The sequence below is a fragment of the Klebsiella sp. 10982 genome (assembly GCF_048589245.1).
GTDB classification, from domain to species: Bacteria; Pseudomonadota; Gammaproteobacteria; order Enterobacterales; family Enterobacteriaceae; genus Klebsiella; species Klebsiella quasivariicola.
The window spans coordinates 30,514-52,989 of record NZ_JBMAXV010000007.1 but is presented as its reverse complement, the minus strand read 5'-3'; the positions used below and the strand labels follow the sequence as shown (position 1 = coordinate 52,989).

Annotated in this window: 22 protein-coding genes and 1 tRNA gene; 10 read left to right on the top strand and 13 right to left on the bottom strand. The window is 55.1% G+C overall.

The window, feature by feature from the left end:
* The first annotated feature begins 10 nt into the window (after window positions 1-10).
* The 9 genes from mdcC (at window position 11) to ACKLKD_RS08365 (ending at window position 6,080) form a co-directional block, all read left to right on the top strand.
* The gene (gene mdcC / locus ACKLKD_RS08405; protein ID WP_080924493.1) at window positions 11-343 is read left to right on the top strand and encodes a malonate decarboxylase acyl carrier protein; all 333 of its coding nucleotides are present in this window, start codon (window positions 11-13) and stop codon (window positions 341-343) included.
* On the top strand, window positions 336-1,265 hold the full coding sequence (locus ACKLKD_RS08400; protein ID WP_080924494.1) for a biotin-independent malonate decarboxylase subunit beta: 930 nt from the start codon (window positions 336-338) through the stop codon (window positions 1,263-1,265). Before mdcC ends, ACKLKD_RS08400 begins: the two co-directional genes overlap by 8 nt.
* A complete protein-coding gene (gene mdcE, locus ACKLKD_RS08395) occupies window positions 1,265-2,146 on the top strand; it encodes a biotin-independent malonate decarboxylase subunit gamma (RefSeq protein ID WP_080924495.1) in 882 nt (293 codons plus the stop codon). The genes ACKLKD_RS08400 and mdcE overlap by 1 nt, the downstream gene beginning before the upstream one ends.
* Before the next feature lie 16 nt (window positions 2,147-2,162).
* Window positions 2,163-3,266 carry an acyl carrier protein gene (locus ACKLKD_RS08390; protein ID WP_080924496.1) on the top strand — a complete coding sequence of 368 codons (1,104 nt, stop codon included), beginning with the start codon at window positions 2,163-2,165 and terminating at the stop codon, window positions 3,264-3,266.
* The gene (gene mdcG, locus ACKLKD_RS08385) at window positions 3,263-3,967 is read left to right on the top strand and encodes a malonate decarboxylase holo-[acyl-carrier-protein] synthase (protein ID WP_080924497.1); all 705 of its coding nucleotides are present in this window, start codon (window positions 3,263-3,265) and stop codon (window positions 3,965-3,967) included. Before ACKLKD_RS08390 ends, mdcG begins: the two co-directional genes overlap by 4 nt.
* Before the next feature lies 1 nt (window position 3,968).
* Complete coding sequence (locus ACKLKD_RS08380) at window positions 3,969-4,187, top strand: acetyl-CoA carboxylase biotin carboxyl carrier protein subunit (protein WP_080924498.1); 219 nt, start codon at window positions 3,969-3,971, stop codon at window positions 4,185-4,187.
* 246 nt (window positions 4,188-4,433) lie between these two features.
* Window positions 4,434-4,814, top strand: coding sequence for a malonate transporter subunit MadL (madL, locus tag ACKLKD_RS08375; RefSeq protein WP_080924499.1), 381 nt, complete (start codon window positions 4,434-4,436; stop codon window positions 4,812-4,814).
* Window positions 4,815-4,833: 19 nt separating this feature from the next.
* A complete protein-coding gene (gene madM, locus ACKLKD_RS08370; RefSeq protein WP_080924500.1) occupies window positions 4,834-5,604 on the top strand; it encodes a malonate transporter subunit MadM in 771 nt (256 codons plus the stop codon).
* 44 nt (window positions 5,605-5,648) lie between these two features.
* On the top strand, window positions 5,649-6,080 hold the full coding sequence (locus ACKLKD_RS08365) for a HutP family protein (RefSeq protein WP_080924501.1): 432 nt from the start codon (window positions 5,649-5,651) through the stop codon (window positions 6,078-6,080).
* On the opposite strand, the gene ACKLKD_RS08360 is transcribed toward ACKLKD_RS08365, so the two are convergent.
* From ACKLKD_RS08360 to ACKLKD_RS08300, 13 genes are all read right to left on the bottom strand, one after another.
* Complete coding sequence (locus ACKLKD_RS08360; protein ID WP_080924502.1) at window positions 6,043-6,984, bottom strand: LysR family transcriptional regulator; 942 nt, start codon at window positions 6,982-6,984, stop codon at window positions 6,043-6,045. The two genes, ACKLKD_RS08365 and ACKLKD_RS08360, sit on opposite strands and share 38 nt — an antisense overlap.
* A 103-nt stretch (window positions 6,985-7,087) precedes the next feature.
* Window positions 7,088-8,332: a tryptophan permease gene (mtr, locus tag ACKLKD_RS08355; RefSeq protein WP_080924503.1), complete on the bottom strand. Its 1,245-nt coding sequence runs from the start codon at window positions 8,330-8,332 to the stop codon at window positions 7,088-7,090.
* Window positions 8,333-8,476: 144 nt separating this feature from the next.
* Complete coding sequence (gene deaD / locus ACKLKD_RS08350; RefSeq protein WP_025712528.1) at window positions 8,477-10,408, bottom strand: ATP-dependent RNA helicase DeaD; 1,932 nt, start codon at window positions 10,406-10,408, stop codon at window positions 8,477-8,479.
* Window positions 10,401-10,481, bottom strand: a complete 81-nt coding sequence (gene yrbN, locus ACKLKD_RS08345; RefSeq protein WP_085903200.1) for a protein YrbN — start codon at window positions 10,479-10,481, stop codon at window positions 10,401-10,403. Before yrbN ends, deaD begins: the two co-directional genes overlap by 8 nt.
* Before the next feature lie 104 nt (window positions 10,482-10,585).
* Window positions 10,586-11,470: a lipoprotein NlpI gene (gene nlpI, locus ACKLKD_RS08340; protein WP_002918241.1), complete on the bottom strand. Its 885-nt coding sequence runs from the start codon at window positions 11,468-11,470 to the stop codon at window positions 10,586-10,588.
* Window positions 11,471-11,578: 108 nt separating this feature from the next.
* Entirely contained in the window at window positions 11,579-13,714 is a 2,136-nt protein-coding gene (gene pnp, locus ACKLKD_RS08335) for a polyribonucleotide nucleotidyltransferase (protein ID WP_004150944.1), read from the bottom strand.
* A gap of 242 nt (window positions 13,715-13,956) precedes the next feature.
* Window positions 13,957-14,226, bottom strand: a complete 270-nt coding sequence (rpsO, locus tag ACKLKD_RS08330; RefSeq protein WP_002918244.1) for a 30S ribosomal protein S15 — start codon at window positions 14,224-14,226, stop codon at window positions 13,957-13,959.
* Between the two features lie 148 nt (window positions 14,227-14,374).
* Window positions 14,375-15,319: a tRNA pseudouridine(55) synthase TruB gene (gene truB / locus ACKLKD_RS08325; RefSeq protein WP_023291116.1), complete on the bottom strand. Its 945-nt coding sequence runs from the start codon at window positions 15,317-15,319 to the stop codon at window positions 14,375-14,377.
* Window positions 15,319-15,720 carry a 30S ribosome-binding factor RbfA gene (gene rbfA / locus ACKLKD_RS08320; RefSeq protein WP_002918248.1) on the bottom strand — a complete coding sequence of 134 codons (402 nt, stop codon included), beginning with the start codon at window positions 15,718-15,720 and terminating at the stop codon, window positions 15,319-15,321. The genes truB and rbfA overlap by 1 nt, the downstream gene beginning before the upstream one ends.
* Window positions 15,721-15,822: 102 nt before the next feature.
* The gene (infB, locus tag ACKLKD_RS08315) at window positions 15,823-18,513 is read right to left on the bottom strand and encodes a translation initiation factor IF-2 (RefSeq protein ID WP_008806629.1); all 2,691 of its coding nucleotides are present in this window, start codon (window positions 18,511-18,513) and stop codon (window positions 15,823-15,825) included.
* Window positions 18,514-18,537: 24 nt separating this feature from the next.
* The gene (gene nusA, locus ACKLKD_RS08310) at window positions 18,538-20,025 is read right to left on the bottom strand and encodes a transcription termination factor NusA (RefSeq protein ID WP_002918252.1); all 1,488 of its coding nucleotides are present in this window, start codon (window positions 20,023-20,025) and stop codon (window positions 18,538-18,540) included.
* Window positions 20,026-20,052: 27 nt separating this feature from the next.
* Window positions 20,053-20,505: a ribosome maturation factor RimP gene (gene rimP / locus ACKLKD_RS08305; RefSeq protein ID WP_002918364.1), complete on the bottom strand. Its 453-nt coding sequence runs from the start codon at window positions 20,503-20,505 to the stop codon at window positions 20,053-20,055.
* A 208-nt stretch (window positions 20,506-20,713) separates the two neighbouring features.
* Window positions 20,714-20,790 (bottom strand) — tRNA-Met (locus ACKLKD_RS08300).
* 306 nt (window positions 20,791-21,096) lie between these two features.
* Between ACKLKD_RS08300 and argG the strand changes: the two genes are divergently transcribed.
* Entirely contained in the window at window positions 21,097-22,440 is a 1,344-nt protein-coding gene (gene argG, locus ACKLKD_RS08295; RefSeq protein WP_004144895.1) for an argininosuccinate synthase, read from the top strand.
* Window positions 22,441-22,476: the final 36 nt, after the last annotated feature.

The window sequence follows — 22,476 nt, the reverse complement described above, 5'->3', positions numbered from 1 at the left end:
GGAAAAGGACATGGCTCTACATCAAATATCACATCATTTCAGCAGCACCCGCGAAAGAGCATCTCTGCCGCAAACCGTGCACTGCGGCGTTGTTGGCTCCGGCGATCTGGAGGTTCTGCTGGAGCCGAAAGCGCTGACGGGCGGTATTGAAGTCAGCATCTGCACGCCGGTGACCGGTTTCGATCATATCTGGGAAATCGTACTGAAACGGTTTCTGGAAAACGGACCGCTGGGCAACATGCAGGTCAGCATCAACGACAACAACGCCACGCCTGCGGTCGTCGCGTTACGAATTCAGCAAGCGTTACAGCAGGCTATGCCGGGAGAAACCCATCATGAATGATCTGCGTTTTCTGGAAGCCAGCGCCCGAGTTCGCGCCAGTTCGCTGGTGGATAAAGGCACTTTTACTGAACTGATCGGCCCGGCGGATAAACGAACCAGTCCGCACCTGCCCGTGCTGAATGAAGCGGTGGAGTTTGACGACGGCATCGTTACCGGCATCGGCCTTCTCGGTCAGCACCCGGCCATTGTCATCTCCCAGGAGGGGCGCTTTATCGGCGGCGCAGTGGGTGAAGTTGGCGGCGCAAAAATGGTCGGCGCGCTGATGCTGGCGGACGAACTGGCGGCGCAGACCACCGACCCGGCCCGCCGCCCGATCGTCCTCATCTCTTTTGAAACCGGCGGCGTGCGTCTGCATGAGGCCAACGCCGGGCTACTGGCCCATGCCGAGTGTATGGACATGCTGCAAACCTTGCGCGGTCGCGTCCCGGTCGTAGCGATGATCGGCAGCAAGATCGGCTGCTTTGGCGGGATGGGTTTTGTCGCCGCCGCCACCGACATCATCGTGATGAGCGAATCGGGCCGCCTGGGGCTGACCGGGCCTGAGGTCATCGAACAGGAGATGGGCCGCAGCGAATTTGACGCATCGGATCGCGCGCTGGTGTTCCGCACTACCGGCGGTAAGCACAAGTACATTGTCGGCGACTGTAACTATCTGATTGCCGACTCGCTTGTGGCTTTCCACCAGCAGGCCGCGCTAATTGCCGACCTGCCCTGGCCGCAAATTGAAGCCATGCGCCGCATCGGCAGCGAGGCAAAAGTACGTGCCCAGATGGCGCTCACGCAAAAAATCAGCGAGTTAGAGCCATCAGATGCGCGTGATGTCTGGGCAATGGCGGGCAATACCCCCCCCCAGTCGCTGGTGGATATGGATCTCAACGCGTTCCTGAGCAACGTTAAACGCCTGCCGGTGGAGGAAGCATAATGGAAAATTTACTCGGCCAGGGCCGCGCCGCTATTGATCTGATTGTTGACGAAAATAGCTTCGAAGAGAACGCGCTAGCGGATCTCAGGCTGCCTTATGAAGATTATGGCCCGGGAGCCGTCGTCGGCAGCGCCCGCATTAACGGTGAAGTCTGCACCGTTATTGCTAACGACGCCATGACCTTTAACCCACGTTTTCCGGTGGTGTACGCCGGGGTTATCGGGCTGGAAGAGGGTTATAAAATGGCGCTGGCGGTTTATCGCACGCTGGCGATGGATAAAGACAAGCCCGTCGGCGAGAAACGTCCGCTGGTACTGATTGTTGACACTCCCGGCAACGGACCGGGCAAGCTGGAAGAGATAATTGGCATGAATAAAGCCACCGGTGCCTATCAGCTGGCGCTGGCTGAGGCGCGCCATGCCGGGCATCCAATTATCGCGATGGTCATCGGCCGTGCCATTAGCGGCGCGTTCCTCTGCCACGGTTTGCAGGCCGACCATATCCTGAGCCTGACATCGGAATTTGGCACTATGATCCACGTAATGCCGCTGAGCAGTATCGCACGCATTACGCGCCAGGACGTGGAGCGTCTGAGCGAGCTTTCCCGCACCAATCCGGTCTTCGCGGCTGGGCCGGAGTTCTTCTGGCAACTGGGCGGGGTGGAAGAGCTGATCAAGGCGATCCCGGAGATGAAAGAGGCGATCGTTCGCCATATCGCAGAAGTGCGCCAGCAGAAACAGACGGCTGGCGTGGCGTCGACAGGCCCGCAGGGGCGTGGAAGCGCAGGCGAAGAGCGCGGCGGCAGAAAAATGCGCAATGTGATTCTGGCGCAAATGCGCGAGGAGTATCGGGCGGTCGCGGCGCGTTACCTGCCAGCCTGATTTAGGAGTACGCGCTATGAACGATCCCATTGCCATGCTCGAATGGCTGGTTGACGCCCAGCAGGGTATCCCTACGTTAACAGAGATGCCGCACCGCACGCTGAGCGATAAAGGCATCGCTGGCCCCACGGCGGCTCATGTTATCGAGGAGATCCACACGCCGTTGAATCTTGCGCTGGTTACCTTTACCACCGGTAGTAGCGCATTTCAGAACATCGTCGGCGTAACGCATAACGAACTGCCGTTGCGTATCGCGGCGGGTAAGCGTGTGCTGGCGGAATGCGGCGTAACCGCTGGGCAGCATATGGTGGTGACCTACGCACCGCTGGTGAATGTGTTCACGCGTCAGGCGCTGGATGAGAGCTGTCTGCACTGGTCGTTTTTATCCCGCTCATGCCGGGACGCGCTGCTCATTGCCCTGTGTCGCCAGCAGCCGGATGTGGTGATGGGAGAGTCCTCGTTTTTACGCGCCACGCTGGAACAGGCGCTAAAGATGAACCTGCAGGCGTATTTACCTAAAACGTTGATGCTGATTACCGCAGGCACCCCCCTTGATGAAGCGCTGGTTCCGCTGTGCGCTTCGCTGGGATATGGGCTGCATGATGTCTACGGTTGCCAGGAGTTCGGCTGGCTGATCCTGGACGGCCTTCCGCTGCGGGAAGATATCTCGCTGGTCGCCGCGCCGCAGGGCGGTGACTGGCGGGAAGTTATCGTCGGCGGACTGCCAACCGGCGACAGCTTTCCCGTGGCAACGAACGGCCATCTGTGTAATTTGCAGGGCAAAATCCAGACCTGGAAGCGTCAGCGCACCACACCGGAATATGACATGGTGGTGATGGCGACTACCGCCCATCACCGGGAAATTGTGGAGCGGACGGCACGGACGATTTTACGTATCAAGGGGCGAGTTTGCCGGGTCAGTACGCAGCTACAAACCCAGGCCAGCGCCACCCATATCCGCCTCTACCCCGTTACTGTTCCAGGGGATGAAGCGGCAAAAGCCGCGCCAGTCGATATTATCGGTCCGCAGGCCACCACGCAGTTTGACGCCCTGCTTGCAGCGCAGCGGGATTTACAGCAACAGGCGAAAAACGATCCAGCATGGAGCAAACAGCGATGAGCGCCCTGCAACGCCATACTTTGTGCTGGCTGGAGAGCGCTGAACTGCGGCTGATTGCGAGGCAGTTAAACGGCGCGTTTAGTGCCCTCCCCGCCTCATTGCGGGAAGAGTTGCGGGACTATCTGCTTTCCGGATATCTCCCCGGCATCGTGCGCAGGGGCATCCGTGATGAAGCGAGCGTTTCCCTGGGCTTTTGCTTTCCGCAGCGTTGGCAAGGGCAGCGTTTACGGCTGGCGACGGTTGCTTCATTACAGGCCGTCACGCGCGTGTCAACACCGGAACAAACGGCCACCCTGCCTGCCGTCAACCGTACCAGCGCGATACGCGCCTTTAGCGCCCTGCGTCGGGCATGGCGCGGGCCGGAAACAGGGCTTGGCGTGTGGGGGTCAGTGGCACTGGAGATGACGACGCCCTGGCTATGGACGGATAGTCGCTCCGATTTAGATATTCGCATAACGCCCTGGCACGAAATGGCGATAAGCGATTGTTACTCTGTTCTGTCTGATATTGCCCAGCAATATTCAGTGCGTATTGATGGGGAAATTAATTTACCCAACGGTTTTTCTATCAATATCAAAGAGTGGTTTAGCGGGAGTCTGACCCTGCTGGCTAAAGGTGAGATCGATGTCGAATTAATGACGCGACAAGATGTCGACGGGTTAATAAAACATCTTTCAATGAAATATATTAAAGGAAATTAATATGTCTGAAGTTAAATCAAAAGTACCGGGTGTGGTCGATGAAGTTAAAGCCGCAGTGGGCGATAAAATTGAAAAAGGCCAGCCGGTTGTTATTCTTGAGGCCATGAAAATGAAAATGCCTGTCGCCTCGCCGGAGGCTGGTGTATTAAAGTCATTGGCGGTGAACGCAGGCGATCGCATAAACCCAGGCATGGTCTTATTCGAAATTTCCGCTGAGTAGAGTGTCACGTTTTTAATACTAAATAAATAGTGCGGCATTCCTTTGTGATATAACCATTATGCCTCAGTCATATCAGCGATAAACATTTCGCTGATATGACAGGCAGGGTGTGTACGAATAAATTTACTGTTGACTGTCCGCATCATAAAAACATACTGTGCTAAAAGCCCTTGTCTTACTTTATTGTCATTTCCCGGTTCGGGTAGTCTCTTATGCTTTTAGTGTGGTTATAGAAAGAGAAACATCATGATTATTTACGGATTGATGTTAATGGGATTGTGCATGTTCGCCGGGTTAATTGTCGGCGATCTTTTGGGTTTGCTGCTTGGAATTTCCGCCAATATCGGCGGCGTCGGCTTTGCCATGCTGTTTTTAGTCGTTATTTCCCAGAAGCTGACGGAAAAGGGGCTGTTGTCTAAACCCGCCGAACAGGGGGTTGGATTCTGGAACGCGATGTATATCCCTATCGTTGTCGCCATGTCCGCGAACCAGAACGTTGTGGCCGCGCTCAAAGGAGGCCCGGTGGCGCTAATTGCTGGCCTTGGCGCAGTCGTGATTGGTTTTCTGCTGATTAAGCCACTGAGCAAAATCGGCAGCAAAAGCACGATGGCACGTTCAGCAGACTAACCGGTGGAGAGCATAAAGAATGGAACAACTTACAAAGATTCTTACCAGTAACTTCACCAGCAATGCCCTGATCACCGCTTTTGTGGTGGTTGGCATTGTCTGCTGGGTCGCGGCCTGGATCTCGACCCACGTCTTTCGCGGTAAAATTCACAGTTCAGCGATCGCCATTGCCGCAGGCCTGCTGCTGGCCTGGCTCGGCGGCGAACTCACCGGCGGCAAAAAAGGGCTTTCCGACATCACGATTTTTAGCGGTATTGCGCTGATGGGCGGCGGCATGTTCCGTGATTTTGCCATTATCGCCACCGCCTTTGGCGTGAAGCTTGACGAGCTGAAAAAAGCGGGCCTCGCGGGCGCGCTGGCGCTGATCGTCTCCACCGTACTCTCCTTCTACCTGGGAGCAATTGTTGCCTGGGCCTTCGGCTATACCGATGCGGTCAGCATGGCGACTATCGGCGGCGGCGCGGTGACCTTTATCGTCGGCCCGGTTACCGGTGCGGCGCTTGGTGCAAGCTCCGATGTGATCGCGCTCAGTATCGCTGCCGGGGTGATTAAATCTATCGCCATCATGATTGTCACGCCGCTGGTTGCCAAAGCCGCCGGACTGAACTCTCCCGCTGCAGCCATTGTATATGGCGGGTTGATGGGTTCTACTAGCGGCGTGGCGGCAGGGCTGGCGGCGACTGACCCGAAACTTGTCCCTTATGGCGCAATGACAGCCACCTTCTATACCGGCCTGGGCTGCCTGCTGGCGCCGTCTGCGCTCTATCTCTCTTTAGCCCCGTTCTTTTAACCGCATGCGCCTGTTGTTTTGTGCAACAGGCGCCAGGGAGACTTATGTATTCATTTCAACGTATGAAGCCCGGGCAAATTGCGATACAGGCCTCACTATGCACCCAGGAGGAAGAGGAGATTTTCCGGCAAAAGTTACTGGCCGATAAACCCGAACACCGAATCGGCTTTGCGTTTATCAGCGGCACCTCTGACGAGCTGCGAAACAAGCTGCAGCGCTGCGTCATCGGCTGTGCGTTAAAGAATCAGATCATCACCAGGCAGGAGTCGGCCATTTTCACCTTATGCTCACTCAGCCGCCAGGCGCTGACCCACGCGTTAACCAACACCATCACCGGTGATCATATCCGTCTGAAAATCGCCTTAGTCAGCACCTCCCGGTGGCTCGTCGTCGCCATGTACGGCGAAGCTCAGGTTTATCAGCGGATTACCCAGGAAATCATGGGGCTTTGTCTACATCGTTATTCTCTCGCATAAGCTGCCTGGCATACATACGGCATTCTGCGAGAAGAGATAGCAGTCCAGGATGATTTTCCTGACTACGGGGAAAAACGAGCGAAATTTCTTGTTCCATGCGATAAGCTTCCTGCAAAGGTAACAGGCGTATCCCACTCCTAAAAAGCCCGCGCATGCGACCGGGTATGAGAGTGTAACCCACTCCGGCATTTACCATGCTCATTAACGAAAAAATGTCGTGTACCCGAACCGCAATATCCGGTTCAAAGCCAGCGATACGGAAGGCCTGCTGAAAACCTCTCCAGGTAGCGAACCCTTCACTCAAGGCAATAAATTTTTTACTCTGTAAACGGGAGAGATCAACGGGGATTTGTAGCGTATCCGCATCCTGCACAGGAACCGCTAAATAAATCGAATCTGAAAATATCGTCCAGGTTTCAAATAAATTTGAATTATACTCATCAGGCGTAGAGATTAATGCCGCATCGATATTGCCTTCATTTAGCGCTTCTAATAATTTCTTATTAGAGTTCATGATAAACTCAATTGAAAGCTCAGGGCGCCGCTTCTTCAATCCCTGTACTATCTGCGGTGCCGTTTTTAATACTAGTGAATAGAGTAGGCCTAAGCGTAATGCAGGAGAATGGTATCCTGAAGCCTCACGCGTCAGATAAATACAGCGTTCCATTGCATTGATCACCTCGCGGGCCTGCTTTTGCATTACCCATGCGCCGGGGAGGGGATGTAAATTCCGGCCATTGTGTGTGAAAAGATCGCAGCGTAAATTATCCTCCAAAGAATGCAAGGCACGATGTACGCTAACCGGAGAAATATGCATGATTTCTGCCGTCTTAGAAATATTCATGGTATCCATATATCCCAGAAAAATCTCCAGTTTGCGCAAAGTTATGTCCTGCTCAGGCATATAAACATTCCCTTATTTAAAATAACCTTTATCTGATAATAAGAGAATGTATGCATATATATATTGAGCCAGATCGGTAATTCTGGCTCAGATAAAATAAAACTTACTGATAAACCGGCAGCAGATTGACGCTCGACAGGATATGTACAACCGCATTGCCGAAGCCAAACAGCAGGATCAGCACAATCATCGGCGTTCCGCCCCACACGCGGAACAGTGGGCTACCGAAGCGTTGGCGTGAGGCGCGGGCCAGCAGCGCCGGCACAATCGCCGCCCAGATGGTCGCCGCCAGGCCGGCATAGCCGATGGCGTAAAGGAAACCATCTGGTTTCACCAGCCCGCCGATCATCGGCGGGATAAAGGTCAACAGCGCGGTTTTAAAGCGCCCCATCGCGCTATCGTCAAAGCCAAACAGATCCGCCAGGTAGTCGAAAAGCCCCAGCGTCACGCCGAGAAACGAACTGGCGACGGCAAAGTTAGAGAACACCACCAGCAGCAGATCCAGGCTCCGGCTGTTCAGTACGCCGCTCAGCGCCTGCACCAGCACATCAATGTTGCCGCCCTTCTGCGCGATATCGATAAACTGCGGACGCGGGATGTTCCCCATCGTCACCAGCAGCCATACCACGTACAGACCCAGCGCCAGCAGCGTACCGTAGGTTAAGCAGCGGATGATGGTCCGCGGATCTTTACCATAGTATTTCATCAGGCTCGGCACGTTGCCGTGGTAGCCAAATGAGGCCAGACAAAACGGCAGCGTCATCAGCAGATAGGGCGCGTAGGAAGCGTTCTTTTCCGCGACGTTAAACAGCGTCGTCGGCTCGACGTGCCCCAGCAGGCTGCCGAAAGTCAGAAAAAAAGTGATCACCTTGGCGCCGAGCACAATGGCCGTCATACGACTCACCGCTTTGGTGCTCATCCAGACGATAAACGCCACCAGCAGCGCAAAGCCGAAGCCCGCCGCGCGCGCCGGCACGTCCAGCGACATCTCGCTAAAAGTGTGGTGGAGGATCGAGCCGCTGGCTGAGATATAGGCATAGGTCAGGATATACAGTACAAAGGCGATCGACACGCCGTTCACCAGGTTCCAGCCCTTGCCGAGCAGGTCTTTGGTGATGGTGTCGAAGCTGGAGCCGATGCGGTAGTTAAGGTTGGCCTCCAGGATCATCAGACCGGAGTGCAACATGCAGAACCAGGTGAAGACCAGCGCCGCCAGCGACCAGAAGAACCACGCGCCGGACATCACCACCGGCAGCGAGAACATACCCGCGCCGATAATCGTGCCGCCGATAATCACCACGCCGCCAAACAAGGACGGACGGGCTGCCGTAGTGGTTAGTGTCGCCATTTACCGAAATCTCCAGTCGAAAATACTTCGCTCACGTTGAGCATGACGCACTGTACCAGTACACGAGTACAAAAGAAATAAAAAAAGCCCCAATCATGACGATCGGGGCTGTATTATTTAGTTTACGCTAACGGGCTGCGTTAATTACGCATCGCCACCGAAGCGACGGCGACCGGCAGAGTCATCACGGCGCGGCGCGGATGCATCATCACGACGCGGCGCACGGCCTTCACGACGTTCGCCGCTGAAACGACGACCATCACCACGACCGCCTTCACGACGCTCACCACCGAAGCCACGGCCGCCTTCACGACGCTCACCGCCGAAGCCACGACCGCCTTCACGACGCTCACCGCCGCCACGACGTTCAGTGCGCGGCTGCGCATCGCCCAGCAGCTGCATGTTCATCGGTTTGTTCAGGATGCGGGTACGAGTAAAGTGCTGCAGCACTTCGCCCGGCATCCCTTTCGGCAGTTCGATAGTGGAGTGAGAAGCGAACAGCTTGATGTTACCGATGTAACGGCTGCTGATATCGCCTTCATTGGCAATCGCGCCAACGATATGACGTACTTCAACGCCGTCATCGCGACCCACTTCAATGCGATACAGTTCCATATCACCTACGTCACGACGTTCACGCTTCGGACGATCTTCGCGATCGCCGCGCGGAGCGCGATCGTTACGGTCGCCACGACGCTCGAAGCGATCGTCGCGGTCACGGAACTCACGCTTAGGACGCATCGGCGCGTCCGGCGGAACGATCAGCGAACGTTCACCCTGAGCCATCTTCAGCAGCGCAGCAGCCAGCGTTTCCACGTCCAGCTCTTCGCCTTCCGCCGTCGGCTGGATTTTCGCCAGCAGCGCACGGTACTGATCCAGATCGCTGCTTTCCAGCTGCTGCTGAACTTTCGCGGCGAATTTTTCCAGACGACGCTTGCTCAGCAGCTCTGCGTTCGGCAGTTCCACTTCAGGAATGGTCAGCTTCATTGTGCGTTCGATGTTGCGCAGCAGACGACGCTCGCGGTTCTCAACGAACAGCAGCGCGCGGCCAGCACGACCGGCACGACCGGTACGGCCGATACGGTGAACGTAGGATTCTGAATCCATCGGGATGTCGTAGTTCACCACCAGGCTGATACGCTCAACGTCCAGACCGCGGGCTGCAACGTCAGTCGCAATCAGGATATCCAGACGACCGTCTTTCAGACGCTCCAGGGTCTGCTCACGCAGCGCCTGGTTCATGTCGCCGTTCAGCGCTGCGCTGTTATAGCCATTACGCTCCAGCGCTTCAGCCACTTCCAGGGTCGCGTTTTTGGTACGAACGAAGATTATCGCCGCATCAAAATCTTCCGCTTCCAGGAAACGCACCAGCGCTTCGTTTTTACGCATGCCGTAGGCAGTCCAGTAGCTCTGGCTGATGTCTGGACGCGTAGTGACGCTGGACTGAATGCGCACTTCCTGCGGCTCTTTCATAAAGCGGCGGGTAATGCGACGAATCGCTTCCGGCATGGTGGCGGAGAACAGCGCGGTCTGATGCCCTTCCGGGATCTGCGCCATAATGGTTTCTACGTCTTCGATAAAGCCCATGCGCAGCATTTCATCTGCTTCATCCAGTACCAGGCCGCTCAGTTTAGAGAGGTCCAGGGTGCCGCGCTTCAGGTGGTCCAGCAGACGACCCGGGGTACCGACGACGATCTGCGGCCCCTGACGCAGGGCGCGCAGCTGCACGTCATAACGCTGGCCGCCGTACAGGGCAACCACGTTCACGCCGCGCATATGTTTAGAGAATTCCGTCATTGCTTCAGCAACCTGTACCGCCAGCTCGCGGGTCGGCGCCAGCACCAGAATCTGCGGTGCTCTTAGCTCAGGATCAATGTTGTTCAGCAGCGGTAAAGAGAACGCTGCGGTTTTACCGCTACCGGTCTGGGCCATACCCAGAACGTCGCGGCCGTCCAGCAGATGCGGAATGCACTCAGCCTGGATCGGAGATGGTTTTTCGTAACCCAGATCGGTGAGCGCTTCAAGGATAGGAGCCTTCAGGCCCAGATCTGCAAAAGTGGTTTCGAATTCAGCCATGTAGTACGTGTGCCTCAAAATTAATGGCGGCCAGTCTACATAACTCATCGTGAAAATTTACGGTAATTTTCATTGAAAAGTGTGAACCGGCTCAAAGTAGGTGTATTAACGAACAACAACGCCCTCACCCGCGAAGGTGATGGCAAGCAAAAAACTATGGGCTGATGTGTTCGTCAGCTATTGCTGGTCCGATTCTGCCAGGTCATCTTGCTCCTGGCCCAAGAGCGATAATTCCAACAATGCGTATCGGTGCTCAACGTAGTTGTGTACGTTGTTGGCGACCGCCAGTTTGAACAGTGCCGTAGCGCTGTCCTTGTCCCCCAGACTTAGGTAGTACTTACCTAAATAGAAGTTGGTTTCACTGAGATGCTCAGCGAGCGAGGTGTTATCCGTTGCGTCTGCCTTCAGACGAGTCATCAGCTCTTTTTCGCTAATGTCGCCAAGGTAGAACTCGACAATGTTCCATCCCCATTGTTCTTTGTCCGACTTGTTTAAGCGCTCTCTGAGTGCTTCAAGCGCCCGCTTCTCGTCGAGTTTACGCTCGGCGATATAAAGCCACAGGCTACGGAAAGGATCATTGGGATCGTCTTGATAAAACGCCAGCAGATCATCTTGCGCTAACTTAGCCCGGCCGCCGTAATACAGGGCGATGCCGCGGTTCAAGTGCGCGTAGTTGTAAGTTGGATCAAGCTCAAGTACAGAATCAAACGCTTCATAGGCAGCATCAAAATTGCCTGCCTGCGTTAAGTAAATGCCTAAGTAGTTAAATACTTCAGGCATATCGGGTCGGATTGCCAGCGCTTGTGAAAAATCATTTCGCGCTAATGCCCTCAGACCGAGACTATCATACAACACTCCGCGCTCATATAAAAGCTGTGCGCGTTCGTCATCGGATAAAGCCCGACTGGCAAGAATTTGTTCCATGCGTGCCAGAATCACTTCTTGCTGTAAAGTCGGTTGCAATGGTACTGCGAGGACGGCGTCCTTACGCCAGGCGGTGCTACTGCATCCTGCCAGCGTGAGAGCTGTCGCCACGAAACACCAGCGCAAAAAAGGCTTCATTTCCCACTCCCGAAGACAACGATTGGATGAACGTCCTGTTCCCCGGCTGCAAACGAGGCGTCCTGCCCGTAAAACGCCCTCCGCAAAAGCGGAGGGCTAACGGCAACCTTACTCGCCCTGCTCGGCGGCCGGAGCTTCCGGCGCTGCGGCAGACGGAGTCTGTTCAGTTGCTTCTTTAATGCTCAGACGGACACGGCCCTGACGGTCAACTTCCAGAACCTTAACCGGCACTTCCTGACCCATCTGCAGATAGTCAGTCACTTTCTCAACGCGCTTGTCAGCGATCTGCGAGATGTGAACCAGACCTTCTTTACCGCCGCCGATGGCAACGAATGCGCCAAAGTCAACGATACGGGTCACTTTACCATTGTAGATACGGCCAACTTCGATCTCAGCGGTGATCTCTTCAATACGACGGATAGCGTGTTGCGCTTTATCACCGTCGGTCGCTGCGATCTTCACGGTACCGTCATCTTCGATTTCGATGGTGGTGCCGGTTTCTTCGGTCAGGGCACGGATAACAGAGCCGCCTTTACCGATAACGTCTTTGATCTTGTCCGGGTTGATCTTGATGGTGTGGATACGCGGTGCGAATTCAGAGATGTCGCCGCGCGGCGCGTTAATCGCCTGTTCCATCACGCCCAGGATGTGCAGACGCGCACCTTTAGCCTGGTTCAGAGCAACCTGCATGATTTCTTTGGTGATACCTTCAATTTTGATATCCATCTGCAGCGCAGAGATACCATCGCGGGAACCCGCGACTTTGAAGTCCATATCGCCGAGGTGGTCTTCGTCACCCAGGATGTCAGACAGCACGACGAAGTTGTCGCCTTCTTTCACCAGGCCCATGGCGATACCCGCCACAGCGGCTTTTACCGGCACGCCGGCGTCCATCAGCGCCAGAGAAGCACCGCAGACAGAAGCCATGGAAGAAGAACCGTTAGATTCGGTGATTTCCGATACCACGCGAACGGTGTACGGGAATTCTTCAATAGTCGGCATCACGGCCAGTACGCCGCGCTTCGCCAGACGACCGTGACCGATTTCACGACGCTTCGGAGAACCCACCATGCCAGTTTCGCCTACGGAGTACGGAGGGAAGTTGTAGTGGAACAGGAAGGAGTCGGTACGCTCGCCCATCAGTTCGTCGATGTTCTGCGCATCGCGTGCGGTACCCAGAGTCGCGGTAACCAGCGCCTGCGTTTCGCCGCGGGTGAACAGTGCGGAACCGTGAGTACGCGGCAGTACGCCGGTACGAACGTCCAGACCACGGATCATATCTTTTTCGCGACCATCAATACGCGGCTCGCCTGCCAGTACGCGGCTACGAACCACGTTTTTCTCGATAGCGTGCAGAATCTCACCCAGCTCGTTAGCGTCCAGGGTTTCATCTTCAGCAACCAGCGTGGCGATGGTTTCAGATTTGATCACGTCAACCTGAGCGTAACGCTCTTGTTTGTCGGTGATACGGTAAGCATCGCTCAGGCGGGATTCAGCCAGCGCAGCAACGCGCGCGTTCAGCGCTTCGTTGACGGCTTCCGGCTGCCAGTCCCAACGCGGTTTTCCGGCTTCTTTCACCAGGTCGTTGATGTTCTGAATAACAATCTGCTGCTGCTCGTGGCCAAAGACCACCGCGCCCAGCATCTGGTCTTCGCTCAGCAGTTCAGCTTCGGATTCAACCATCAGCACAGCCGCTTCGGTACCGGCAACCACCAGATCCAGTTTGCTGGACTTCAGCTCTTCCTGGGTTGGGTTCAGTACGTACTGGTCGTTGATGTAACCCACGCGCGCGGCGCCGATGGGGCCATTGAACGGAATACCGGACAGAGACAGCGCCGCGGAAGCGCCGATCATCGCGACGATATCCGGGTTAACCTGCGGGTTAACGGAAACAACGGTAGCGATAACCTGAACTTCGTTAACGAAGCCTTCCGGGAACAGCGGGCGAACCGGGCGGTCAATCAGACGCGCGATCAGGGTTTCGCCTTCGCTTGGACGGCCTTCACGACGGAAGAAACCACCCGGGATTTTACCGGCAGCGTAGGTACGCTCCTGGTAGTTAACAGTCAGCGGGAAAAAGTCCTGGCCTGGCTTCGCTTTTTTCTGACCCACAACGGTCACGAATACCGCGGTGTCATCCATGCTAACCATCACAGCGGCCGTTGCCTGGCGCGCCATCATGCCGGTTTCCAGGGTCACGGTATGCTGGCCGTACTGGAATTTACGAACGATCGGATTAAGCAAAATTCTATCCTTTTTATCTATAAATCACGCCATATCTACGACATAGCGTCTATTGACCCGATCCTCTGCATCCTCGCGACTAATGACAACCTTTACCCGCCCCTGCGGATGAAGCCTCTCATTAGCCGCGCGAACCTCTGCATGAAGATCATTACTAGCAACAATACATGAGTTTTGAATGAATTGCTGCCGCCCGGTCGAAAAAAGGGGCCGTCAGGCCCCTTTTTCTGAAACTCGCAGAATTAGCGACGCAGACCCAGACGCTCGATCAGCGCAGAGTAACGTGCAACATCTTTACGTTTCAGGTAGTCGAGCAGTTTACGACGCTGAGAAACCATGCGCAGCAGACCACGACGGCTGTGGTGATCTTTTTTGTGCTCTGCAAAGTGGCCCTGCAGGTGGTTGATCTGTGCGGTCAGCAGTGCAACCTGAACTTCGGTAGAACCGCTGTCGTTTTCGCCACGACCAAACTCAGAAACGATTTTTGCTTTAGCTTCAACGCTTAGAGACATTTTAGAACTCCAAAAATTAAAAGAAAGAAAGGGTGCCGATCTCTAATTCAGCGACCCCTGATGCAACGCCCGAAAATGTTAAAACACGTTAGCGGACGTTAAGCGGCGATATTCTACTCGTAGCAGGCTTTTATCGCAAGAAAAGCGCTTACGCCGGGTATTCCACCACCAGACGACGCGGCGCCACGCGGCCTTCATCGTCAATTTCGCCCATGCCGAGAAACTTGCCGGATTCGCTTTCCATCACCCGCACCAGGCCGTTAAGCGGCGCGCCTGACTGGCGTACCGGGTTACCGTTCTTAAAGTAGACTGCGGAAGTTTCCGGAATCGTCACCAGCGGGTAATCTGAAGCCGGGCTGTCCATCGGCATCAGCAGCGGATCGAGCAACTGCGCGGCAGGAATATCCTGCGCCGCCGCCTGATCGACCAGCGCCTGCAGCTGCTCAAGGGTCACCATCCGCTCAACCGGGTATTTACTCACCGCCAGGCGACGCAGGAAAATCACGTGCGCGCCGCAGCCGAGCTTCTCACCTAAATCATCGATAATCGTCCGGATGTAGGTGCCTTTCGAGCAGTGGATCTCCAGCTCCAGCTCATCGCCTTCATGGCGAATAAACAGCAGCTCGTAGACCGTAATCGGCCGGGCTTCCCGCGGGACCTCAATCCCCTGGCGAGCATATTCGTACAACTTCTTACCCTGATATTTCAGCGCCGAATACATCGATGGCACCTGCTGCGTCTCGCCGCGGAAGCTGTCCAGCGCTGCCGCCAGCTGTTCGTCGCTAAAGGTCAGCGGACGCTCTTCCACCACCTGGCCATCGGCATCGGAGGTATCGGTGCGCTGGCCCAGTTTGGCGATCACGCGGTAGCGTTTATCGGAGTCCAGCAGATACTGGGAAAACTTGGTCGCTTCGCCAAGGCAGATCGGCAGCATACCGGTCGCCAGCGGATCCAGCGCGCCGGTATGCCCGGCGCGGTTGGCGTTATAAATACGCTTTACTTTCTGCAGCACATCGTTGCTGGAGGCACCCTGAGGCTTGTCCAGCAACAACACGCCGTGCACGTCGCGACCGCGACGACGAGGACGACTCATCAGTCCTCCTTGCTGTCGTCCGGGTTCACACGGCGCTCATCGTCGTGTTTCACCACGCTGGTAACCAGGTTGGACATGCGCATCCCTTCCACCAGTGAGTTGTCGTAGAAGAAAGTCAGTTCCGGTACGATGCGCAGACGCATCGCTTTACCCAGCAGAGAGCGGATAAAGCCAGAGGCTTCCTGCAGCGCTTTGATGCCCGCTTTCACCGCGGCTTCATCTTTGTCGTTCAGGAAGGTGACATACACTTTGGCATAGGCCAAATCACGGGACATTTCCACACCGGAAACAGTGGTCATCATGCCCAGACGCGGATCTTTAATTTCACGCTGCAGGATGATGGCAATCTCTTTTTGCATCTCCTGGGCCACGCGCTGCGGGCGACCAAATTCTTTCGCCATAATAAATTCTCCAGAATAAAGACAAAAAAGGGGCCAAAAGCCCCTTTTTAAAATGATTGCCGGGTGGCGCTTCGCTTCCCCGGCTGCTTAGCCATCCGATGATTAATCGATGCTACGCTGAATTTCGATGATTTCGAACACTTCAATCATATCGCCAACGCGAACGTCGTTGTAGTTCTTCACACCGATACCACATTCCATGCCGTTACGGACTTCGTTAACGTCATCTTTGAAGCGACGCAGGGATTCCAGCTCGCCTTCATAGATAACCACGTTGTCGCGCAGAACGCGGATTGGGTTGTGACGTTTGATCGTCCCTTCGGTAACCATACAGCCCGCGATGGCGCCGAACTTCGGCGATTTAAAGACATCACGCACTTCAGCCAGACCGATGATCTGCTGTTTCAGTTCCGGAGACAGCATGCCGCTCATCGCCGCTTTCACTTCGTCGATCAGGTTATAGATGACGGAGTAGTAACGCAGATCCAGGCTTTCCGCTTCGATAACTTTACGCGCAGAGGCATCAGCACGAACGTTGAAGCCAACCAGAATCGCGTTGGACGCAGCCGCCAGGGTGGCGTCGGTTTCGGTGATACCACCTACGCCGGAACCGATGATCTTCACTTTCACTTCGTCGGTAGACAGTTTCAGTAAGGAATCGGAAATCGCTTCGACAGAACCCTGTACGTCCGCTTTCAGCACGATATTCACTTCGTGAACTTCGCCTTCGGTCATGTTCGCGAACATGTTTTCCAGCTTAGATTTCTGCTGACGCGCGAGCTTAACTTCACGGAATTTGCCCTGACGATACAGCGCCACTTCACGTGCTTTCTTCTCGTCACGAACCACGGTCACTTCATCACCGGCAGCCGGCACACCGGACAGACCGAGGATTTCCACCGGAATGGACGGACCCGCTTCCAGCACTTCGCGGCCCAGTTCGTCACGCATCGCACGCACGCGGCCATACTCAAAGCCACACAGGACGATATCGCCCTTATGCAGGGTACCTTCGCGAACCAGAACGGTAGCCACCGGACCACGACCTTTATCGAGGAAGGATTCGATGACCGCGCCGCTCGCCATCCCGTTACGAACCGCTTTCAGTTCGAGAACTTCAGCCTGCAGCAGGATCGCGTCCAGCAGGTCGTCGATGCCGGTACCGGCTTTCGCGGAAACGTGGACGAACTGGCTCTCGCCGCCCCACTCTTCCGGCAGGATGCCGTACTGGGACAGTTCGTTCTTCACGCGGTCCGGATCGGCTTCTGGCTTATCGATTTTGTTCACCGCAACCACAACCGGTACCTGCGCCGCTTTAGCGTGCTGGATAGCTTCGATAGTCTGCGGCATCACGCCGTCGTCTGCCGCCACCACCAGAACCACGATATCCGTCGCCTGCGCACCACGAGCACGCATGGAGGTAAACGCGGCGTGGCCCGGGGTATCCAGGAAGGTGATCATGCCGTTGTCGGTTTCGACGTGGTAAGCACCGATGTGCTGGGTAATACCACCCGCTTCACCGGAGGCAACCTTGGTCGAACGGATATAGTCCAGCAGCGAGGTTTTACCGTGGTCAACGTGACCCATGATGGTCACAACCGGTGCGCGCGGTTCAGCCGCAGCGCCGGTGTCACGGTCGCTCATTACTGCTTCTTCCAGTTCGTTTTCACGACGCAGGATAACTTTGTGGCCCATCTCTTCGGCAACCAGCTGCGCGGTTTCCTGGTCGATGACCTGGTTGATGGTCGCCATCGCGCCCAGCTTCATCATCGCTTTGATGACCTGAGAACCTTTCACCGCCATCTTGTTAGCCAGTTCACCAACGGTGATGGTTTCGCCGATGATAACGTCACGGTTAACGGCCTGCGCCGGCTTCTGGAAGCCCTGCTGCAGAGCGGAACCTTTACGGTGCTTACCGCCTTTACCACCGCGAACGGCCGCACGGGCTTCTTCACGGTCAGCTTTAGATTCAGCGTGTTTGTTGCCTTTCTTCGCCGGACGCGCCGCTTTGCTGCTACGGCTACGGCCACGGCCGCCTTCGACTTCACGATCGTTATCATCTTCAGCCTGACGAGCATGCTGTGACGTGGTGACGTGATAGTCGCTGCTATCTTCCGGGCTGTCTGACGTTTCAGACCAATTTTTTTCGTTTTCTTCTGCCATACGGCGTGCTTCTTCCGCTACACGGCGCGCTTCTTCTTCAAGTTTGCGGCGTGCTTCTTCTTCCGATTTGCGCTTCAGTTCCGCGGCTTCGTTCTCACGGCGGATCTTTTCAGCCTGGGCGGTTTTGGTCATTTCGTCGGTATGTTGATTGCTCACTTTGTCTTTTTCCGCAGCTTCACGTTTCGCTTTATCAGCGACTTCACGTTTAGCTTGTTCTGCGGCCTCACGTTCAGCTTTTAATTGCGCCTCGCGTTTTGCTGCTTCTTCAGCTTCACGACGGGCCTGCTCTTCCGCTTCACGCTGCGCCTGCTCTTCCGCGGCCAGGCGTTCAGCCTCTTGCGGATCGCGTTTCACAAAGGTGCGTTTCTTGCGGACTTCGATTTGTACCGATTTACTCTTTCCACCGGTACCTGGAATATTCAACGTACTGCGCGTTTTACGCTGCAACGTCAGCTTGTCTGGCGCCGAGCCGTGTTCACGGTTCAGGTGCGTCAACAAAGTTTGTTTCTCTTGCGCGGTCACAGAATCATCAGCCGATTTGCGAATACCTGCGTCAGCAAATTGCTGTATCAGGCGATCCACAGAGGTCTGAATTTCTGAGGCCAGCGCTTTAATAGTCACATCTGTCATGCTGTTCCTTCCTGCTACAGTTTATTACGCTTCGTCGCCGAACCAACAAATGTTGCGAGCGGCCATGATGAGCTCGCCAGCTTTCTCGTCGGTCATCCCTTCGATATCAGCCAGGTCATCAACGCCCTGCTCGGCGAGATCTTCCAGCGTACAAACACCACGGGCAGCCAGTTTGAATGCCAGGGCACGATCCAAACCTTCCAGATTCAACAGATCATCGGCAGGTTTGTTATCGCCCAGGCTCTCTTCCTGAGCTAGCGCCAGCGTAGTCAGTGCGTTTTTCGCACGCTCACGAAGTGCTTCAACGGTGGCTTCATCCAGACCGTCGATTTCCAGCAGTTCTTTCATCGGCACATAGGCCAGCTCTTCCAGCGAGGAGAAGCCTTCTTCAACCAGCACTGTCGCGAAATCTTCATCAATATCGAGATATTTGGTGAAGGTATCGATAGCGGCATGCGCTTCCGCCTGGTGCTTAGCCTGCAGATCGTCAACGGTCATCACGTTGAGTTCCCAGCCGCTGAGCTGCGAAGCCAGGCGGACGTTCTGGCCGTTACGGCCAATCGCCTGCGCCAGGTTGCCCGCTTCTACCGCGATATCCATGGTGTGTTTATCTTCATCCACCACGATGGACGCGACATCTGCCGGCGCCATGGCATTAATGACGAACTGCGCCGGGTTATCATCCCACAGGACGATATCGATGCGTTCGCCGCCCAGCTCAGTCGACACAGCCTGCACGCGCGCACCGCGCATACCGACGCAAGCGCCAACCGGGTCGATGCGCTTGTCGTTGGTTTTCACCGCGATTTTGGCACGAGAACCCGGATCGCGAGCCGCCGCTTTGATCTCCAGCACTTCTTCACCGATTTCCGGCACTTCGATGCGGAACAATTCGATCAGCATCTCAGGTTTGGAACGGGTCACGAACAGCTGGGCGCCACGCGCTTCCGGACGGACAGCGTACAATACGCCGCGAATGCGGTCGCCCGGACGGAAGTTTTCACGCGGCAGCATATCTTCACGCAGGATCACGGCTTCAGCGTTGTTACCCAGATCCAGAGTGATGTTGTCGCGGTTCACTTTTTTCACCACGCCGGTGATGATCTCACCTTCGTGCTCGCGGAACTGATCGACCACCATCGCGCGCTCGGCTTCGCGGACTTTCTGCACGATAACCTGTTTAGCGGTCTGCGTGGTGATACGGTCGAAGGTAACAGATTCAATCTGATCTTCGACATAGTCGCCGACGTTCATGCTTTCATCTTCAAAACGCGCGGCTTCGAGAGTGATCTCACGCGTCGGCTGGGTGACTTCTTCAACTACCAGCCAGCGACGGAAAGTATCGAAATCGCCGCTCTTGCGGTCGATTTCTACGCGAACGTCGATCTCTTGTTCGTATTTTTTCTTGGTGGCCGTTGCCAGCGCGCTTTCCAGCGCTTCGAAAATTTTCTCACGCGGCAGCGCTTTTTCGTTGGAAACGGCTTCAACAACAGCCAAAATTTCTTTGTTCATCGGGGCCTTTCACCTCAATCCAGACTGTTAAAAGTGGGGAACCAGGTTCGCCTTCTGGATGTTACTCAGCGCGAACACTTCATCTTTGCCTTCGACGGTTACCGTGATCATCTCACCGTCTACCGCTTTGATAATGCCCTGCCATTTGCGGCGGTTCTGAACCGCCATGCGCAGCACCAGCGCAACTTCTTCGCCAGTGAAACGTTGATAGTGTTCGGCGGTGAACATCGGACGGTCAAGACCAGGCGAAGAGACTTCCAGGTTGTAAGCGACAGTGATCGGGTCTTCGACATCCATGACGGCGCTTACCTGGTGGCTCACATCAGCACAATCATCAACGTTGATGCCATCTTCACTATCAATATAGATGCGCAGTGTGGATGTGCGACCGCGAATAAATTCGATGCCGACCAGCTCAAAGCCAAGCGCTTCAACCGGCGCTGTGAGCATCTCTGTCAATTTTTGCTCTAATGTGGACAAACCCACCCCCAAGACATAAAAAAAGGGCGTATAGCCCAGTTATTCTGAAGTCAGATAACAAAAAACCCCGATAAATCGGGGCTTTAGATAACTGAACCCTGAGATCGCCATGGCGATCTGGAACACCTTCCGCAAGAATTCTTTCAAATCCGGCTACGAAGGACACTTAGTCCTCACAGTATATTTGAAAAAGTACTTAATGGGAAAGTGGTTGCGGGGGCCGGATTTGAACCGACGACCTTCGGGTTATGAGCCCGACGAGCTACCAGGCTGCTCCACCCCGCGCCTGAAACGTGGCATATTTTACTCTTTTTGAGTAAAAGACGCAAATACTGCTGGGATTTGGTACCGAAGACGGGACATAAAATCGGGATGAATTGTAACGGCAATTAGTATATTTTGTCAACATACATTTATCGCCCCCGATTGCCGTTTATGCTGGTATTTCAGTCTTTTTTAGCAAAAAGATGATGAAGCCCTTCCTGTCGCCAGTAAAAGATGGTTAAATGAATACTCACAATTAATGCATAAAAATGCAGTTAAGGTTGTTGGGTCGAACTCACCACAGTCTATCGAGCAGGGTTTTATTTTATGACGACGATTCTCAAGCATCTCCCGGTTGGTCAACGTATTGGTATCGCTTTCTCTGGTGGACTGGATACCAGCGCCGCGCTGTTATGGATGCGCAAAAAAGGCGCCGTGCCTTATGCATATACCGCTAACCTGGGTCAACCGGACGAAGACGACTACGATGCGATCCCGCGCCGCGCGAAAGAGTACGGCGCTGAAGGCGCCCGTCTGATCGACTGCCGCAAACAGCTGGTCGCAGAAGGGATCGCGGCGATTCAGTGTGGCGCTTTCCATAACACCACCGGTGGGTTGACCTACTTCAACACCACGCCGCTAGGCCGCGCGGTCACCGGCACCATGCTGGTAGCCGCAATGAAAGAAGACGGCGTCAACATCTGGGGCGATGGCAGCACCTATAAAGGCAACGATATCGAACGTTTCTATCGTTATGGCCTGCTGACCAACGCTGAACTGCAGATTTACAAACCGTGGCTGGACAGCGACTTTATCAATGAGCTCGGCGGTCGTCACGAAATGTCCGAATTTATGATCGCCTGCGGCTTTGATTACAAGATGTCGGTCGAGAAAGCCTACTCCACCGACTCCAATATGCTCGGCGCGACCCATGAAGCGAAAGATCTCGAATTCCTGAACTCCAGCGTCAAGATCGTCAACCCGATTATGGGCGTGAAGTTCTGGGACGAAAACGTGAAGATCCCTGCGGAAGAGGTGACCGTTCGCTTTGAGCAGGGCCATCCGGTGGCGCTGAACGGCAAAACTTTCGCCGATGACGTCGAGATGATGCTGGAAGCCAACCGCATCGGCGGTCGTCACGGCCTGGGCATGAGTGACCAGATCGAAAACCGGATTATCGAAGCGAAAAGTCGCGGCATCTATGAAGCCCCCGGGATGGCGCTACTGCATATCGCCTACGAGCGTCTGCTGACCGGTATCCATAACGAAGATACTATCGAGCAATATCACGCCCACGGTCGTCAGCTGGGCCGCCTGCTGTATCAGGGCCGCTGGTTCGACTCCCAGGCGCTGATGCTGCGTGATTCTCTGCAGCGCTGGGTCGCCAGCCAGATCACGGGTGAGGTTACCCTTGAGCTGCGTCGCGGTAACGACTACTCAATCCTCAATACGGTATCTGACAACCTGACCTATAAAGCAGAGCGTCTGACCATGGAAAAAGGTGATTCCATGTTTACCGCTGAAGACCGTATCGGCCAGCTGACTATGCGTAATCTGGATATCACCGATACCCGCGAGAAGCTGTTCGGCTACGCGCAGTCTGGCCTGCTGAGCGCCTCCTCAGCAACCGGTTTACCACAGGTTGAGAATCTGGAAAACAAAGGCAAATAATCGCCTGACGATGTTTGCTCTCCGCCGGCGGCCCCC

Bases quoted from the DNA above. Each gene is read 5' to 3' on its own strand.
- mdcC (WP_080924493.1), top strand. From the start codon at position 11: ATGGCTCTACATCAAATATCACATCATTTCAGCAGCACCCGCGAAAGA.
- ACKLKD_RS08400 (WP_080924494.1), top strand. From the start codon at position 336: ATGAATGATCTGCGTTTTCTGGAAGCCAGCGCCCGAGTTCGCGCCAGT.
- mdcE (WP_080924495.1), top strand. From the start codon at position 1,265: ATGGAAAATTTACTCGGCCAGGGCCGCGCCGCTATTGATCTGATTGTT.
- ACKLKD_RS08390 (WP_080924496.1), top strand. From the start codon at position 2,163: ATGAACGATCCCATTGCCATGCTCGAATGGCTGGTTGACGCCCAGCAG.
- mdcG (WP_080924497.1), top strand. From the start codon at position 3,263: ATGAGCGCCCTGCAACGCCATACTTTGTGCTGGCTGGAGAGCGCTGAA.
- ACKLKD_RS08380 (WP_080924498.1), top strand. From the start codon at position 3,969: ATGTCTGAAGTTAAATCAAAAGTACCGGGTGTGGTCGATGAAGTTAAA.
- madL (WP_080924499.1), top strand. From the start codon at position 4,434: ATGATTATTTACGGATTGATGTTAATGGGATTGTGCATGTTCGCCGGG.
- madM (WP_080924500.1), top strand. From the start codon at position 4,834: ATGGAACAACTTACAAAGATTCTTACCAGTAACTTCACCAGCAATGCC.
- ACKLKD_RS08365 (WP_080924501.1), top strand. From the start codon at position 5,649: ATGTATTCATTTCAACGTATGAAGCCCGGGCAAATTGCGATACAGGCC.
- ACKLKD_RS08360 (WP_080924502.1), bottom strand. From the start codon at position 6,984: ATGCCTGAGCAGGACATAACTTTGCGCAAACTGGAGATTTTTCTGGGA.
- mtr (WP_080924503.1), bottom strand. From the start codon at position 8,332: ATGGCGACACTAACCACTACGGCAGCCCGTCCGTCCTTGTTTGGCGGC.
- deaD (WP_025712528.1), bottom strand. From the start codon at position 10,408: ATGGCTGAATTCGAAACCACTTTTGCAGATCTGGGCCTGAAGGCTCCT.
- yrbN (WP_085903200.1), bottom strand. From the start codon at position 10,481: ATGAAAATTACCGTAAATTTTCACGATGAGTTATGTAGACTGGCCGCC.
- nlpI (WP_002918241.1), bottom strand. From the start codon at position 11,470: ATGAAGCCTTTTTTGCGCTGGTGTTTCGTGGCGACAGCTCTCACGCTG.
- rpsO (WP_002918244.1), bottom strand. From the start codon at position 14,226: ATGTCTCTAAGCGTTGAAGCTAAAGCAAAAATCGTTTCTGAGTTTGGT.
- truB (WP_023291116.1), bottom strand. From the start codon at position 15,319: ATGAGTCGTCCTCGTCGTCGCGGTCGCGACGTGCACGGCGTGTTGTTG.
- rbfA (WP_002918248.1), bottom strand. From the start codon at position 15,720: ATGGCGAAAGAATTTGGTCGCCCGCAGCGCGTGGCCCAGGAGATGCAA.
- infB (WP_008806629.1), bottom strand. From the start codon at position 18,513: ATGACAGATGTGACTATTAAAGCGCTGGCCTCAGAAATTCAGACCTCT.
- nusA (WP_002918252.1), bottom strand. From the start codon at position 20,025: ATGAACAAAGAAATTTTGGCTGTTGTTGAAGCCGTTTCCAACGAAAAA.
- argG (WP_004144895.1), top strand. From the start codon at position 21,097: ATGACGACGATTCTCAAGCATCTCCCGGTTGGTCAACGTATTGGTATC.